Source organism: Micromonospora craterilacus (assembly GCF_003236315.1).
GTDB lineage: Bacteria > Actinomycetota > Actinomycetes > Mycobacteriales > Micromonosporaceae > Micromonospora > Micromonospora craterilacus.
The window spans coordinates 1-14,403 of the sequence record NZ_POTY01000186.1 but is presented as its reverse complement, the minus strand read 5'-3'; the positions used below and the strand labels follow the sequence as shown (position 1 = coordinate 14,403).

11 protein-coding genes are annotated in these 14,403 nt (G+C 71.7%); 1 reads left to right on the top strand and 10 read right to left on the bottom strand.

From position 1 onward, the window contains the following. Positions 1–8: 8 nt before the first annotated feature. From C1I95_RS24305 to C1I95_RS24265, 9 genes are all read right to left on the bottom strand, one after another. Positions 9–2,204 carry a transglycosylase domain-containing protein gene (locus C1I95_RS24305; protein ID WP_233513848.1) on the bottom strand — a complete coding sequence of 732 codons (2,196 nt, stop codon included), beginning with the start codon at positions 2,202–2,204 and terminating at the stop codon, positions 9–11. A gap of 95 nt (positions 2,205–2,299) precedes the next feature. Next, positions 2,300–2,689 carry a hypothetical protein gene (locus tag C1I95_RS24300; RefSeq protein WP_111216998.1) on the bottom strand — a complete coding sequence of 130 codons (390 nt, stop codon included), beginning with the start codon at positions 2,687–2,689 and terminating at the stop codon, positions 2,300–2,302. Next, complete coding sequence (locus C1I95_RS24295) at positions 2,686–5,424, bottom strand: prenyltransferase/squalene oxidase repeat-containing protein (RefSeq protein ID WP_146605811.1); 2,739 nt, start codon at positions 5,422–5,424, stop codon at positions 2,686–2,688. Before C1I95_RS24295 ends, C1I95_RS24300 begins: the two co-directional genes overlap by 4 nt. 63 nt (positions 5,425–5,487) lie before the next feature. Continuing rightward, on the bottom strand, positions 5,488–7,029 hold the full coding sequence (locus C1I95_RS24290) for a class I SAM-dependent methyltransferase (RefSeq protein WP_111216994.1): 1,542 nt from the start codon (positions 7,027–7,029) through the stop codon (positions 5,488–5,490). A gap of 14 nt (positions 7,030–7,043) precedes the next feature. Then, positions 7,044–7,928 (bottom strand): L-histidine N(alpha)-methyltransferase, encoded by an 885-nt coding sequence (locus C1I95_RS24285; protein ID WP_111216992.1) that lies wholly within the window; start codon positions 7,926–7,928, stop codon positions 7,044–7,046. A 279-nt stretch (positions 7,929–8,207) separates the two neighbouring features. Continuing rightward, positions 8,208–9,212: a hypothetical protein gene (locus C1I95_RS24280; protein ID WP_146605810.1), complete on the bottom strand. Its 1,005-nt coding sequence runs from the start codon at positions 9,210–9,212 to the stop codon at positions 8,208–8,210. Positions 9,213–9,583: 371 nt separating this feature from the next. Then, positions 9,584–10,411, bottom strand: coding sequence for a hypothetical protein (locus tag C1I95_RS24275; RefSeq protein ID WP_111216990.1), 828 nt, complete (start codon positions 10,409–10,411; stop codon positions 9,584–9,586). Positions 10,412–10,562: 151 nt separating this feature from the next. Next, positions 10,563–11,672: an SPFH domain-containing protein gene (locus C1I95_RS24270; RefSeq protein ID WP_111216989.1), complete on the bottom strand. Its 1,110-nt coding sequence runs from the start codon at positions 11,670–11,672 to the stop codon at positions 10,563–10,565. A gap of 4 nt (positions 11,673–11,676) precedes the next feature. Next, positions 11,677–12,147 (bottom strand): NfeD family protein, encoded by a 471-nt coding sequence (locus C1I95_RS24265; RefSeq protein WP_111216988.1) that lies wholly within the window; start codon positions 12,145–12,147, stop codon positions 11,677–11,679. Positions 12,148–12,231: 84 nt separating this feature from the next. Here C1I95_RS24265 and C1I95_RS24260 point away from each other — a divergent pair, with 84 nt between their 5' ends. Beyond that, complete coding sequence (locus C1I95_RS24260) at positions 12,232–13,551, top strand: serine hydrolase domain-containing protein (RefSeq protein WP_111216986.1); 1,320 nt, start codon at positions 12,232–12,234, stop codon at positions 13,549–13,551. Between the two features lie 50 nt (positions 13,552–13,601). Here C1I95_RS24260 and C1I95_RS24255 read toward each other — a convergent pair. Then, positions 13,602–14,403, bottom strand: an 802-nt coding sequence (locus C1I95_RS24255) for a DUF3097 domain-containing protein (protein ID WP_438941334.1), incomplete at its 5' end; no start/stop codon positions are given.

Genomic DNA, 14,403 nt, shown 5'->3' with positions numbered 1-14,403 from the left:
GTGGGGGGTTAGCCGCGGTTTTGGAACCAGCGGCGGAAGGTGGAGAGGGGGTCGTCGGTCGACTGGCTGCGGTCGGCGAACGGATCGCGTTCGACCGGGCGGTGGGGGTCACCGACCAGGGCGCGGCTGGGTGCGGTGAACGCCTGCTCGGGCTGGCCGTCGACCGCCGTCGCGATGATCCGGGCGACCGCGTCGATCACCCGGGCCTGCACCGCACTGCCGACCAGGTCGGTCGGGTCGTCCGGGTTGGCGGCGATGCCGGCGACCGCGACCTGCGGGGTGAACCCGACGAAGGTCTCGGTGGCGGCACGCTCGGAGCTGCCGGTCTTGCCGGCCACCGGGCGGCCGTCGAGGATCCGGTCCACGGCGGTGGCGGTACCACCGTTGCACTGCCCGAACGCGGACTGCTGACCCACCGGGCAGCGCGCCGCGTCGGTGGCGGCCCGGGCCACGTCGGGGTCGAGCACCTGCCGGCAGGACGGGTCGCCGACCGGCAGCCGCTCCCCGTCCGGCGCGGTCACCGACACCACCGGCACCGGCGAGCAGTACGTCCCCTCCGCCGCCACGGTGGCGTACGCGTTGGCCAGGTCGAGCGGGGTGGTGGCGGCCACGCCGAGGGTGAACGCCCCCCAGTCGGCCGCGTTGTTCTCGGCGAAGTTCGCGTCGGACTCGGCACGGAAGGTGATGCCCAGGCGCTGGGCCATCTCGACCACCTTGTCCGGCCCGACCTGCTCGGCCAGCCAGACGAAGTACGTGTTCACCGAACGGCCGAAACCGTCCCACATCATCCGGTAGCCGTCCATCCACTGCGGGTTGGCGTTGGCCGGGCACCACTGGCCGCCGCAGCTGCTGTCGTCCGCCCCGGCCGGGTACCGGGTGGGCAGCCGGCTGGGCGCGTCGAAGCCGGTGGCCAGGGGTCGGCCGGACTCCAGCGCGGCGAGCATGGTGAACAGCTTGAAGGTCGACCCGGCCTGGTAGCCGGCGACGCTGCCGCCGCCGGAGATCAGCGGGTTGACGGTGTTCGGGTAGTTGCCCTGCCCGTCGGGGTTGGCGTCCAGGCTGTAGTGCCGGTTGACGGCCATGGCCAGCACCCGGCCGGTGCCGGGCTCTACCGCGGCGATCGGCAGGGCGCGCGGGTTGTCGTACCCGTAGACGCTGGTGGCCTGCTTCTGCGCGGTGGCCTGGATCTGCGGGTCCAGCGTGGTGACCACGGTGTAGCCGCCCCGGCGCAGCGCCTGCTCACGCTCGGCGACGGTGTCCCCGAACGCCGGCTGGGCCAGCCACCACCGGCGCAGGTAGTCGCAGAAGAACCCCCAGCCGTCGCGCTCGCCGGCGGTGGCGGCGCAGCCGTTGGGCTGCTCGCTGGGGTGCAGGCCCAACGGTTCGGCCTTCGCCTCGGCGGCCTGCGCGGCGGTGATCGCCCCGGTTTCGGCCATCGCGTCCAGCACGTACGCCCGCCGGGCCAGCGCCGCGTCGGCGTCGCCGTCGATCGGGCTGTACGCCTCCGGCGCCTGCACCAGGCCGGCGAGCAGCGCGGACTCGGCGAGGGTCAGCTCCGAAGGCGCCGTGGAGAAGTAGCGCTGGCTCGCCGCGGCGACCCCGTACGCCCCGGAGCCGAAGTACGCGATGTTGAGGTAGCGGTTGAGGATCTCGTCCTTGCCGAGTCGCTGCTCCAGGGAGTTGGCGTACCGGACCTCCTGGAGCTTGCGCCCGACGGTCTGCTCGGTGGCCGCGGCCCGCTCCTCGGCGGTGCGGCTCGGGTCGGTCTTGAGCACGTTGCGCACGTACTGCATGGTCAGCGTCGAGCCACCCTGCTCGGTGCCGCCCTCGGTGACGTTGGTGACCAGGGCCCGCAGCATGCCGCGCAGGTCCACCCCGCCGTGCTCGTAGAAGCGCCGGTCCTCGGCGGCCACGATCGCCTGCCGCATCACCGGCGCGATCTCCGCCAGCGTCACGTCGCTGCGGTTGGCGTCGTAGAACGTGGTGATCAGCGTCTTGCCGTCGTTGGCGTAGAGGTAGGACCGCTGCGGGGTGGCCGGGGTCCGCAGCGCGTCCGGCAGCGCGGCGTAGTTGCCGAGGGCCGCCTGCGCGGCGAAACCGAGCAGCAGGTTGCCCGGCAGCGCGACGACCGCCAGGACCAGGCCGGCGAGTACGCCGGTCAGCAGCACGGTGAACAGCCGCGACAGCGGCGTAGGGGTGGCCATGGTCACTAGGATTGCCACGAAAGCCACCATCCGGCCACCTCGACCGGCCGGTTGTCAGCCAATTCACCGTGAATTGCCAGCCGCCTTTGCGCTGGTCAGCCCCCAAGTACCCGGTGCCAGCCAATCAAACCGGGCAACAGGAGCACCGCGCTCACCAGGGACAGCCCGGTCAGCACCAGCGGTAACCGGGCACGGCGCAACGCCCGGCTCCGGTACTCCTGGCGGAGCTCCTTCTTCTCGGCCTCGTTGAACTTCTTGGCGATGTAGAGGTCGGCCTCCCGTTCCGCCGCCTCGAGCAGGTGCGCCGCCCAGGTCAGGAACGCCGCAGCGATCACCCAGAGCGCCGAATCCAGCGCCACCTTGAGGGTGGAGATCTCAGGATCGGGCGGACCGGTCGACACCGAGGTCAGCATGTTGATCCCGGCGCCCGCAAAGAGCCCGGCCAGGAAGTTCAGCGCCGACGGCGACGGAATCGCGATGCTCACCGCTCGGGCTCCCGCTGCGTCGGCGGGTCGGGCCAGGGCAGTTCGGGCCAGGTCTCCTCACAGATCCGCCGGCCCAGGGCGTCGATCCGTGCGAGCGGGTCAACGTCGAACTCACCGTCAAGAAGTTCGGTGAGCACAAAGAGTTCTTTGCGGTCGTTGACCAGTTGGTCGACCGCCTCCTGCATCGCCGAGGTCCGCACCGGCCCGTCCCGCATGGCGATCTGCTCACGGATGGCCTGCTCGATCTGCTCGACGCCTCTCTGCCAGGCGCGCAGCTGTCGGTCTGTCAGGAGCTTCCGGTTGGGCGACTCCGCCGGCACCGGCGCGACGCGTTGCTGCGGGACCTCGGGCGGCTCGGGCGGCCGGTGGTTGAACAGATCCCCGTAGAGCTTGAGGCTCTCCATCTGCACGATGCTCCAGACGATGTCGGCCAACTGCGCGGCGACGAACGGGATGCGGAGCCGCTCCTCCGGGGCGGTCGGCAGGAGCGTCGGATTCTTCATCTCGGTCCGCATCCGATGGAACAGCGTCTGTAGGTGCTCGCGGGTGCCGGCGGCGGTCGCGGTGCAGTGCAGGTTGGCCTCCAGCACCTGGGACAGGTCGATCTCCCGGCCCGGGATGGTCCACTCCCGTTCCCGGCCCATCAGCCAGGCGTGCGCCGTCTGCATCCCGGGGCGCATCTCCACCCCGGCGCGGACCAGGGCGCTGAGGCACATCGCGGTGGTGGCTTCCTCCCGGTTCCAGGAGCCGGTGCCGCTGCGCCACCAGTTGTCGAACGGCCCGCCCTGGGCCACCTGGCGCATCAGCCAGTTACAGGCGTCGCGGACCACCGGATGATCCATTCGCAGGTCGGCCTGGCACAGACCGAGCACCACCCGAGCGGTCACCCACGGCACCCGCGCCGGATAGAAGTTGCCGTCGTCCTCCCGCGCGCGTGCCGCGACCTCGACCAACTGCTTGACGCGGGACTCGTCGTAGTGCTGCGGCGGGGCCGACCCCTCGAAGCCCAGCAGCAGGCCCAGCACCCAGTTGCGGTACATCCGCCCGGTGTCCAGCTGGCCGGCAACCATGCCCGCCAGGTGCGGCTCGGCGCCCAGCAGTGTGTCCTCCTCGACCATCGACTGCTGGATCTCCACGAAGTCGGCGTAGTCGGCGGTCTCGCCATCCACCGGCTCGGGCAGCAGGCAGCCCGGGTCGGCGTAATCCCAGCGGGCCCGCAGCCAGTTGGCGATCTCCTCCCACGCGTCCGGGTGGTTGAGCTGGCGCAGGGCGCTGGCCGCGAAGACCGCGGCGCCGAGGTTGTCGCCCCAGGTCGGGTCCGCGGCGTTGCGCGAGCGCAGCGAGCGGCCGAGCCGGATCAGGATGTCCCAGCTGGTCAGCAGGTAGAGGCTGTCCGGGCGGGCCTCGTCCGGGGAGACGAGCAGGTCCAGCCGGCTCAACGTCGCCTTCATCAGCCGCTCGCCGCCGTGATGCAGGTGCATCAGGACGATCTCCTCCGGCCGATGCCAGCGCTGGTCGGCGTCCCACCGGTCACGGGCGTGGTTCATCACCAACTGCGCCCGCCGCCGTGGCCCGATCTGGTACGCGCCGTCGATCAGATAGACCAGCCCGGCAACGCGCAGCTGCTCCAACGGCTGCCGCAGGCGCCCCGCCTCGCGGACCGCCATCTGGAACTCCAGCACCCCCAGGCAGGCCAGCCGGTACAGCGCCTCCTGCTGCCCCGCCCCGGTCACCGCGCGGGTGTAGTGCTCCTCCAGATCCGCCTCGGTCGGCACCCGGCCCAGGGTGCCGTACAGCTCCATCGCGGTGAGCGCGATGTGCGCGTCGTTCTGCGCCAGGCTGCGTACCGTCGCCCGGGCGGTGTCGTCGAGCCGGCTGCCGACCAGCAACTGGTTGATCAGCTGCCGTCCCTCCGCCAACACCGACTTCAGCGCCCGGTTCGGCTCGCCGTGCCGCAGCAGCGCCGCCGCCGACTTCCAGCTCGTCGCCAGCACCTGCAACCGCAACCCGAAGTCACTCCGCAGCCGTTCCAGACAGCTGAACAACGTGTTGCGCACCAGCAGGTTGGCGTGCAGGTTCTCCAGCACCACAAGGTATTCCCCGGTGGCGCTGGAGTCCTGCTGCAGCAGGGCCAACACGATCGACGCCGGCCCGTCCGCCGGGTCGCTCATGTTCAGCCACACCACCCCGTCGCCCTGGTCCAGCCGCTGCTCGGCCACGTTGGCCACCAGCGCCGACTTGCCGCACCCGTGGTCGCCGACGACCATCACGTCGTGCCCGGCCGCCAACTCCTCCGCTACCTTGCTCGAACCAGGGGTGACCCGGTGCAGCCGGGAGTAGTAGTCCAAGGTGGCCTGGCTGGGCAGCTGCGCGTGCCCCACCCGCTGGGGCCGCCACTCCGCCCGCAGCGCCTCACCGGACAGCGCGCAGCTCAACAGCACCAGCGGGGTGATGCCGGCCGACGCCGAGGTGCTGGCCGCCCGTAACGCGGTCTCGGACAGCCGAACCTCGGTCGCACCGCCGAGCGCCTCCACCCGGACGACCAGGCCGTGACCGACACGGTCGGTGAACTCGATACTGGCCTCCGGCAGCACATGCAACGCCGCGCGCCGCCCGCCGGACGACGGCAACTGCACGAGGAGATCCTGACGCGCGGCACCGAGGAGCTTGAACGCGTCGGGCTCCGGCCCGAGGGCGTTGACGGTCATCCAGCCATCAGGCGGCTCGTCCGTCACCGACGCATCCCCCCTCCGACGCATCACCCTGGGTCAGCCAACAATCACCAGAACAATCCGATGCTAACCGCCGGATCCTCCACTGTCGCCGGACAGCTGGGCGCACAACCGCAGGTACTTGGTGCGGACCAGCTCGCCTTCGACACCCTCGACCTCGAAGCCGGACAGCAGCGTGAAACCGCTGCGACCGAACGCCGTCCGGATCTCCTCGGCGTCGCCCAGGTCGTGGCTCTCCATCCGGGCGGCGTACCGGCGGACGGCCGCGGACAGCTCCTCCAGCTGCACCGAGAGCAGCCCGCGCCAGCTGGCGGCCCGCTCGCGGAACCGCAGCTCGAAGTCGTCGACCAGGTCGGTGACCCGGTGCCGGTCGTCCTGCGCCTCGTCGGAGTTCGGCCATTCGTTGCCCTCGTGCAGCCGCACGGTGGTGACCACCGTCCCGCCCGGCCGCAGCAGGTCCGACCAACTGTCGATCACGGTCGCCGCGTCGTCCCGGTCGAAGCGGGTCAGGAAGGCGTCGGCCACCACCAGGTCGAACGGGCCGCCGTCGACCAGCCGCCGTACCACGTCCGGGCTGGTGATGTCGGCCTTGTGCACGTGGACCTCGGTGCCCAGCTGCTTGGCGTACCAGTGGCAGGCCAGCAACGGGGTCTGGCACTTGTCCACCACGTGCACGTCCAGTTGCTCGGGCAGGTCACCGGTGGCCGACCGGATCGCGTCCAGCACGAACGCCAGCGTGGTGTAGTCGGCGGTGCCGCTGATCAACACCCGCCGGGCACCGCCGCGCACCGCCTCGACCAGCCGCTCGGTGTAGAACTGCGCATGCCACTGCGGGCTGCTCACCATGTCGAACAGGCGAAGATACTGCCAGGCGGCGTGGTACCAGGAGCAGTTGACGCTGTCCTGATGCGACGGACCGCAGGACATCGGCGCCATCGCGTACAGCATGCTGGCGGACTGGAGCAACGACCGGGTCAGTTCCGGCCCGGGCCGGCGGCGCTGGTCCTCGCCGGCGACCGGAACCCGGCTCATCAGGTCCGTCCAGAGCGACCAGGCCCGCTCCACGTCCTCGGCGTGCCGGCTGACCACCCAGGACGCCAGCCCGTCGCGCCCCACCTCCTGCCGGACCACCACCTGCCGGTCGATGAGCCACATGTCGGTCATCGGCACCTGCACGGTCTTACCGTCGTACGTGGCCTTCCCGTCGTGCGTGGTCTTCCCGTCCAGGCGCACCGGCACCTTCACCGGGTGCAGATCGTTGGCGCGGTCCTCGGCCAACTGGCGGTCGATGTCGCCGCCGCTCACGTCCTCGCCCGGCACGAGGTACATCCGGCGGACCGTGGCCCGCTGCGCCAACTGCCGGAACACCGCCCGGGTGAACAGGTCGGCCGGCCGGCCGGCGGTGGAGTACGGGACGATCTGGCACAGTTCGCTGTGCACCCCGGAGGCCAGGCCCTGGATCAGCTCGTCGACCGCCGCGCCCGGCAGCCGTACGCTCTGCGTGTCGGTGCCCTCGTAGGACGCGCGGAAGAACAGGTTCGCGCGACGGGCCCGTTCGATCAGCTCGGCGGGTGTCATCCGTTCCGGGGTGCTGCTCGGCTCGGCCATCTCGGCCTCTCCCCTCACCGTCGCGACGCCGTGACGACCAGGTGGTTGCCACCCGGCGCGGACACGGCGTCACGGATCTGCCAACCCGCGTCCCCGACGTCGGCGATGACGTCGTGGGGGCGGAACCTCCGGGACTGGAAGCAACGGATGCGGTGCCCGGCGGCCAACGTCGCGCCGTCCATCGACACCGGCCGGCGCAGCACCGCCTCGCCGATCGCCACGCCGTCCCGCCAGCTCAGCACGAATTCCAGCGTGGCGTCGGGCAGGCCGGCGGCGAGCAGCGGCTGCAACGCGGCGGCGCGGAACTCCGGCGACCGGTACGGCGCCAGGACGACCGCTGCCGACTCGTCGGGCGGGCCGACAGCGACGCTGAGCAGCAGCACGTCGTCGGGGCGCAGCGCGGCCCCGATGTTCGCCAACGCGGCGGCGGGATGCTCGACGTTACCCAGCGTGTGACCGAGCAGGCAGCCGACGACCGGTGCCGGCCCACGCCGCCAGCGCTCCACGCTCCCCGAGGCGTCGCACTCGATGTCCCACACGCCTGAGTCAACGCTCATCCGGTCCCCGGCGAAGCGGGCGAGCCGGGCGCAGGCGATCCCCAACAGGGTCTCGCTGAAGTCGAGCGCGAGGTACCGCCGGCAGGGTCGGCCCCGGTTGGCCAGCCGGGCGAGGAAGGCCCGGCTGCGCCCGCCGTTGCCCGGGCCGATCTCGGCCACGGCGAGCGCCCCGGCGGCCACCACCCCGGCCGTGATCAGGGCGTCCGCCTCGTGCCGGGCGGAGGTCAGCATGCTCAGGTAGCCGGCCGAGCGGGCGTACGTGTCGTGGGTGTAGGCGGCGCTGCCGGCGTAGGCGAACTTGAGCGGTACCCGGCCGGCCCGGATCGCCTCCACCGCGGCCACTCGGTGCGGCTCGCACTCGAAGAAGGGGTGCCCGGCACGCGCCGTCGGCGCGACAGTGGATCGGGAATCGGCGACCGGCGCGGATCGTCGGACGGGTACGTCGCCCCCCGGCGCACCCCACGCGCGTATCGCCTCTGCCACAACGTCCTCCGACGAAGTCAGGGCCGGTCGCCGATTAGCCCAACAATAGGGCCGGGCGGCAACACCGCGCACCGTTCCGGCTGCGGTCATTTCGCAATCTGCAATTCACACGCCAGGGTTCCACGGGATTCCCGGATATCATGCCGCCTCGCTCCGTCCACTGTGCCGACCCAGCTGCGCCACGGCGGCACGGGCCGCGGTGGTGAAGGTCGTGGGCGTGAACCGGTGTCGCTGCCAGTCCCCCTGGAGCCGGCCGATGTCGTCCACCCCCTCCTCCACCAGCAGCACCATGTACTTGCGGAAGGCCAGGGCGGCGCCCTTCTCCTCGACCAGCCAGGCGCTCGTGGCGTACCGCTCACCGTCCCCGGCCAACGGTCGGTCCCGCGTCATCAACGACACGAAGAACTCGCAGTCCCGGATCCGGTTGAGCACCGCCGTGCCGACGTAGCCGTCGGCGCCCCGCCCGGTGAGCACGGTGAAGCCCTTGTCCTCCAACAGCTCCGTCAGCCCCCGTACGTACCCGTCCGCCTCGTCGGCCCGGTGCGACAGGAAGACCGTGCCGGCGGTGGTCGGGCGGACCAACTCCGCGTCCGGGCGTACCCGCTCCAGGATCCGGCTCTCGCCAACCTCTTCCACCAGTTGCTCAAGCTCGCCGTCGCCCGTGCTGACCGCGATGTCGCGTACCTCGTCGAGCAGTCGGTCGGCGCGCACCCGGCCGGTGGCCAGCAGCCGCAACGCCTGGCATTTGATCAGCACCTCGTTCGCCTCGGCGGCCAGCACCGCCGGCGGGATTCGCCGGTCGAGGATGAAGAGGTCCTTCAACCGGGCCCGCTCACCGTAGTAGAACACCGACGCCCGGGACTCGACCTCGGCCAGATCGACGTACAGCACGACGGCCATCCCCGCGTCGGCCCGGGCCAGGGCGAATTCCCCGGCCCCGGCCAGCCCGGCCAGCCCGATCGACAGTGGATCGACGACGACCACGTCGAACTCGCCATCCACCGTTCGGCGCGCCGCCTCGTCCAGGCTGCCCGCCACCCTCAGGCGCCGCACCAGGGGGTTCTGGGTCAGTTCCTGGTAGAGCCGCCCGGCGGTGTCGTCGGTGTCGCACAGCAGCACGGCCAATCGGAGAAATGTCGCCACAACACCGGCTCCACGAATGTCTCACGGCTGGGAAATGAGCACCCATGGTGGCACGGTCAAGAGCAACGGCACCTCGGCGATATGTCTGCCGACAATGGCCGAACAGTCCCGGCGGTCACCGGCGCGACGGTACCCGCCCTGATCGCGCGTTTGCCGGGGGCCGCCGAAGAAGGGACGTCACCCGCCGAGCGGAGGGCCGCCGGTCCGGGATCCGACAGTTTCTCCGCCCGGGATTATTGATTTCCGCGCCGGGGTTGACGCCAATTTCTCACTCGGAAGCACCCCCGGGCGGCCGACTCAGGCCGCACCGCCGGCCGAGGCCGCGCTGGCCGGTCGAGGCCGCACCGCCCGGTCGAGGCCGCGCTGGCCGGTCAGGCCGCGCCCAGTGGGCCGGCGCCGCCCGGGCCAGCCGGTCCCGCCGGCCTTGCCGGCCCGGCCGGCCCGGCCGTGGCGACACTGGCGCTGGTGGCGTCCCGGAGGATCTCCTGCGGCAACAGGCGGCCGGAACGGTAGGCGATGCCGATACCGGCGATCAACGCGAAGATCGCCCCGAAGGTCTGCAACGAACCGATCAACGCCCCGCCGAGGCCGAGCAGCGGGCTGGCGATCATCAGCATCGTCCCGTCCCCGATGCTGAACATGCCCGACCGGGCCACCGCCCACCCGGTGCACAGCCAACCCACGCTGTAACAGGTCGCCCCGACCAGGACCAGGGTCCGTGCGGTGGTGCCGAAGACCGGGGTCTGCTCGGCCAGCCCGGCGAAGGGCAGCATCAGCACCGTGCCGGCGATGCTGACCAGCAGCCCGGCCGCGGCGGCGCGGCGGCTACGGGTGGCGGCGAGCAGACCGGTCAGCCCGAGCAGGGCCAGCAGGCCGAGCCAGACCGCCACCACCCAGCCGACCAGGTACAGCGGCCGTCCGTCGGCCGGATACGGGTCGTTGCCCACCCCGCCGTCGCTGGCCATCGCCACCGCGCCGTAGAGGATCGCGTACGCCGGCAGCAGCCAGATCGCGGCCCGGGCCAGCCGGCGCAGCGACCAGGCCCAACTGGCGTTGGTGGCCGGTCCGGGCGGAGCCGGCTCGTCGACGAAGGGCAGGACGCCGAAGCCTCCGCCGGTACGCCGGCTGCCCAACGGCCCGGCGGGGTCGTGCGCACCCGGCACGTCCGGCGTGGACCACAACCGCTTCAGTGGATCCATCCGTCACCTCGCTCATCCACGAGCGGTGCCGGGACACGCCGAGGCGCCCCGATGCCTGGTCACCACCCGCACTACGACCGATGGTGGCAGGCACCGGAGCGCCTCATGAGCCTTTCTCGCATTTACCGGCGGTCGCCGGCTCGACCCAGGATCAGCCCCGCTCGCGCTGGTCGGCCGGGTCGTTGAGCAGGCTCGCCGGGGACACCGGCTCGGGTGCGGGCAGACCCGGCTGTTCCTTGCCGCCGGTGGCCTGCGCCTCGGCCACGCGTACCTCCTCGTGGATCTCCTGGGCCGCCGCGGCGGCGGCCTGCGCGGCCTCGGCGGCCTCCCGCTCGACCGCGCTGGCGTCGTCGGAGGCCTGCTTGGTCGGCGCGTCGCCGACCATCTGGCTCAGCCCGCCGAGCGCGCCGCCCATGCCCTCCAGGGCCTTGGTCAGCTCGGCCGGCACGATCCACACCTTGTTGGCCGTGCCGTTGGCGATCTGCGGCAGGGCCTGGAGGTACTGGTACGCGAGCACCTTCTGGCTCGGGTTGGCCTGGTGGATGGCGTCGAACACGGTCCGGATCGCCTTCGCCTGACCCTCGGCCTGCAGGATGCGGGCCTGCCGGTCACCGTCGGCGCGCAGCACCGCCGCCTGCTTCTCACCCTCCGCGGAGAGGATCTGCGACTGCTTGTGCCCCTCGGCGTTCAGGATCGCGGCACGGCGGTCCCGCTCGGCGCGCATTTGCTTCTCCATCGAGTCGCGGATGCTCGGCGGCGGCTCGATGGCCTTGATCTCGACCCGGGTCACCTTGATGCCCCACCGGCCGGTGGTCTCGTCCAGTACGCCGGACAGGTGCCGGTTGATCTCCTCGCGGCTGGTCAGGGCACGCTCCAGGTCCAGCGAGCCGATCACGTTCCGCAGCGTGGTGACGGTGAGCTGCTCGATCGCCTGGAGGAAGTTGGAGATCTCGTAGGTGGCCCGGACCGAGTCCACGACCTTGAAGTAGAGCACCGTGTCGATCGACACGACCAGGTTGTCCGAGGTGATCACCGGCTGCGGCGGGAAGCTGACCACCTGCTCGCGCATGTCGACCTTGGTACGCACCGAGTCGATGAACGGCACGAGAAGGTTCAGCCCCGGGTTCAGGGTGCGCTTGTACCGACCGAGCCGCTCGACCACGTCCTGACGCTGCTGCGGCACGATCCGCATCGCCTTGGCCAGGGTGATCACCGCGATCAGGGCAATACCTATCAATAGGACGGGGAATGCAAATTCCATCCGTTCACCTTTCCGCTTCGGGTAGCTCACCGGGCGTCGCAACGTCCCGCCAGACCAGGGCTACCGCTCCCTTGACCTGGATAACCTGCACCCGTTCACCGGGTGCCAGAACCTGGGTGGCGTCGTAGGCGCGGGCGCTCCACAACTCGCCGTCGATCTTCACCATGCCCTTGTCGGCGTCGACCCGCTCCAGCACCAGGGCGGTGGAGCCCTCGATTGCCTCGACCCCGAACGGAGTGTCGCCGCTCTCCGCAGCCGTCTGCTGGTGCCGACGGATGACCGGGCGGGCGGCGAGCACGCTCAGCGCCGACACGGCGGCGAACACCACCGCCTGCACCGCCACCGGGGCGCCGAGCGCGGCGGCACCGGCCGCGGCGAACGCGCCGACCGCGAACATGATCAGGAACAGCGTCGCCGTGAAGATTTCGGCGACCGCCAGTACCACACCAAGAACGATCCACAGCACCGCTTCCACAACACGATCGTGACACGCCAATGCACGTTTCATCGAACTGTCATGATCGAAGGCACCGCCCCACCACCATCGAGGGAGACGTTCGTGCCTCTGCGTCCCGAAACCGCCCGGCAGGTCGATGCCCTGGTGGCCGACGCGCAGTCCACCGGCCACGCCCCGTCGTTGGTCGTCGGCGTGATCCGCGACGGCACGGTGGCGCACCTGGCCGCCGCCGGCAGCCACCCCCGACCCGACGCCGACCTCCAGTACCGCATCGGCTCGATCACCAAGACGATGACCGCGGTGCTGATCATGCAGGAACGCGACGCCGGTCGGCTGGCGCTGGACGATCCACTGCGGCAGCACCTGCCCGGGGCCGCCGCGGCCGGCGCGGTCACCCTGCGCCAGCTGCTCGGGCACGCCGGGGGCCTGCAACGCGAGCCCGACGGGCCGTGGTGGGAACGCAGCGAGGGCGTCGACGTGGCCACCCTGCTGGCCGGATTCTCCGCCGCGAAGATCGCCTACCCGCCGCACCGCGCCTTCCACTACTCCAACCTGGCGTACGGGCTGCTCGGCGGGGCGCTGGAGCGGATCACCGGCACCCCGTGGGCGCAGCTGGTACGCGAGCGGATCCTCACGCCGCTCGGCATGCACCGCACCACGTACGCGGCCACCGAGCCGTACGCCCGGGGCTACGTGGTGCACCCGTGGCACGACACGCTGCGGGAGGAGCCGCGTACCGACACCCGCGCGATGGCCCCGGCCGGGCAACTGTGGTCCACAGTCGCGGATCTCGCCCGCTGGGCGGCCTTCCTCGCCGACCCCGACCCGAGCGTGCTCGCCCCGGGCACCCTCGACGAGATGTGCGCCCCGGTGGTCATCGGCGACCTGGACTCCTGGCGCGGCGGGTACGGCCTCGGCATCCAACTGACCCGCCAGGGCGACCGGGTGTACGCCGGGCACGGCGGCTCGATGCCCGGCTACGTCGCCGCCCTGGCCGTGCACCGGCGCAGCCGCACCGGCATCGTCGGCTTCGCCAACTCGTACGGCTTCCGCACCGGCGGCATCGGCCCGCTGGGCCACCAGATCCTGACCCGCGTACTGGACGCCGAGCCCGCGCCGGCCCGCACGTGGGAGCCGGCCGACGCCCCGCCCCCGGCCGACCTGGCCCCGCTCACCGGCCGCTGGTGGTGGATGGGCTTCCCGCTCGACGTCACCTGGGACCCCGCCACCGGCGAGCTGGTCGGAGCCCTGCGCGGCGAACGGATCAGCCGGTACGCCCCGGAGGACACCGACCGCTGGCGCGGTCGCAGCGGTCCGGAGGACGGCGAGGTGCTGGCCGTACGGCGCGACGAGGCGGGCCACCCCGTCGCCCTGGACATCGCCACCTTCGTCTTCACCCGCACCCCCGACGAAGCCCCCTGACGCACCCGGCCCGATCAGCCCGGTCAGCCCGGCTCGATCAGCCGGCTCGGTCAGCTCGGCTCGGTCACGAAGTCGATCAACTGCTCCACAGCGTTGATCAGCGGCGTCTCCACGTCGGCGAAGGTGTTCACCCGGGACAGGATGCGCCGCCACAGGTCGGCCGGCTCGGCGACGCCGAGCGCCGCGCAGACGCCCTCCTTCCAGGGGCGCCCCGGCGGCACCACCGGCCACGCCGTGATGCCCAGCGCCGCCGGCTTCACCGCCTGCCACACGTCGACGTACGGGTGCCCGGTCACGAGCACGTACGGGGAGGTCACCCGGGCCACGATCCGGCTCTCCTTGGAGCCCGGCACCAGGTGGTCGACGAGTACGCCGAGCCGCTGGCCGGGACCGGGATCGAACTCCCGCACCTGGGCGCCGAGGTTGTCGATGCCTTCGAGGGGCTCCACCACCACGCCCTCGATCCGCAGGTCGTCGCCCCAGATCCGTTCGACCAGGGCGGCGTCGTGCACGCCCTCCACCCAGATCCGGCCGGCCCGGGCGACCCGGGCGCGTACCCCGTCCACCGCGATCGAGCCCGAGGCGGTACGGCGGCGGGCGGCCGGCACCGGTGCCCGCGTCGGTCGGCGCAGCGTGACCGGACGCCCGTCGAGCAGGAACGCCGCCGGCATCAGCGGAAAGTTGCGCCGCCGCCCGTGCCGGTCCTCCAGCACCACCGCACCGGACTCGAACCCCACCACCGCCCCGCAGAAACCCGAGTCGGCGTCCTCCACCACCAGGTCCGGCTCGGCGTCGACCTCCGGGATCACCTTGCGCCGCCGCCAGTCCCCCGCCAACACGTCATCGCCATAC

Bases quoted from the DNA above. Each gene is read 5' to 3' on its own strand.
- C1I95_RS24305 (WP_233513848.1), bottom strand. From the start codon at position 2,204: ATGGCCACCCCTACGCCGCTGTCGCGGCTGTTCACCGTGCTGCTGACC.
- C1I95_RS24290 (WP_111216994.1), bottom strand. From the start codon at position 7,029: ATGGCCGAGCCGAGCAGCACCCCGGAACGGATGACACCCGCCGAGCTG.
- C1I95_RS24275 (WP_111216990.1), bottom strand. From the start codon at position 10,411: ATGGATCCACTGAAGCGGTTGTGGTCCACGCCGGACGTGCCGGGTGCG.
- C1I95_RS24270 (WP_111216989.1), bottom strand. From the start codon at position 11,672: ATGGAATTTGCATTCCCCGTCCTATTGATAGGTATTGCCCTGATCGCG.